This is a genomic window from Rhodococcus sp. 06-462-5 (genome assembly GCF_002258315.1).
GTDB lineage: Bacteria > Actinomycetota > Actinomycetes > Mycobacteriales > Mycobacteriaceae > Rhodococcoides.
In genome coordinates, this window is sequence record NZ_NOYD01000035.1 from 1 (window position 1) to 1,588 (window position 1,588).

1 protein-coding gene is annotated in these 1,588 nt (G+C 67.0%); it reads left to right on the plus strand.

The window, feature by feature from the left end:
• On the plus strand, positions 1–1,588 hold a 1,588-nt coding region (locus tag CH251_RS16560; RefSeq protein ID WP_143544980.1), incomplete at both ends, for a condensation domain-containing protein.

Here is a 1,588-nt window from a genome sequence, read left to right on the forward strand (position 1 = left end):
TTCTGGAGCTGACAGCAGCGCAACTGGGTGTGTGGGCCGCAGAACAGGTCAGCCCCGACGCAGACGCCTTCCGAATCTCACAGTTGGTCTGGCTGGACGGCGAGATCGACCCTCCGCTTCTCGCGCACGCCGTCACCCTCGCCGTCTTCGAGGCCGATGTTCTGGAGTGTCGACCCGTGGTCGGCGACGACGGCGTCCCCATGCTCGACGCGGTGTCGGCACCGTCTCTCGAACCAACGGTGGTCGAGCACGGTCGCCCCGACTCGGAGATTCGGTCGGAGGCATTGGCGCGGTGCCGCCGTCGTGGCCTCGGCTCGGTCCGATTCGAGTCGGAGTCGGCGATTCATCGCAGGCTCGACGGCGGGTGGGCATGGGAGTTCTCGACTCATCACCTACTCCTCGACGCCTACGGTCTCGGGCTCGTCACTCGTCGTGTCGCAGAGGTGTACACCGCTCTGGCCGAGGGCCTTTCGGTGCCCGAGCGGTGGTTCGGGGACTATGCGTCGGTCGTCGACGGTGCTGGTGTCGACGCGGGCGATTCCGAACGATTCTGGGCAGCGAAGTTCGAGGAGGTCTCCGAGGCCTCGGCCGTCGCATTCGATTCCTCGCGTCAGTTCTTCCTCACCGACGCGCGAGGACACGGCCGCGTTCCGGACGAGGTGGCGGCGTCGGTCGACGCACTCGCGCGTTCGGCACGGGTCACGTGGTCCGACGTCGTGGCGTTGGGCTGGGGGCTGTTCACGTCCGCGCGCGACGGACGGGACCTGTTCGCGGTCCGGTTGCCGCAGATGAACCGCTCGAGCGGTGTAGCGCTGCGGACTCCGGCAATGTTGGTCGGTGCCGCGCAGGTGACGTTGCGGGTTTCTCCGTCCGAGACGGTCGCCGAGTTGGTGCAGCGGGTCCGAGGCGAGATGCGGGAGGTCGTCCGTCATCAGATGGCGGGGGAGACCCTTGCACGACTGTGGCCGAACGGTCCGGAGGACTACGCGGCATTGCCGCAGTTGAACGTCAAGGCCTTCGATTACGACTACGGCTTCGGGTCGATCGCCGGCCGCCAGGAAACGGTCACGAGTGGACCGGCCGGCCGACTGGACCTGATGGTGTATCGCGATCGGGTGCACGGGTTCGCGGTGGACCTGACATCGAGCGACACTGCGGCAACTCCCGAATCGGTCACCGACACCGCGGCTGCATTCGTCGACTTTCTCGGCAGACTGTCCGAGGACCCCGATGCGAGGGTGGCGACGTTCGATGCACTGAACGCCGACGACCGAATCAGGGCAGAGGAATGGTCGCGCGGTGTCGAGGTGCACGCGGATGACGCGACGCTGGATTCGCTCGTCCGCCTGCAGATGTCGAGAACGCCGGACGCAGTGGCGATCGTCGATCACACCGGTGCGGAGTTCAGTTTCTCCGAGATCGCCACCCGCGTCGAGGCGATGGCCGCGCAGTTGAGCGCCCGCGGTGTGACGCGAGGCGACCGCGTGGCAGTCATGCTCGCGCGTTCGGTGGATCTCGTGGTGACCCTGCTTGCCGTCGTGCGCACCGGTGCCGCGTACGTTCCGATCGACCCGGAACACCCGTCCGA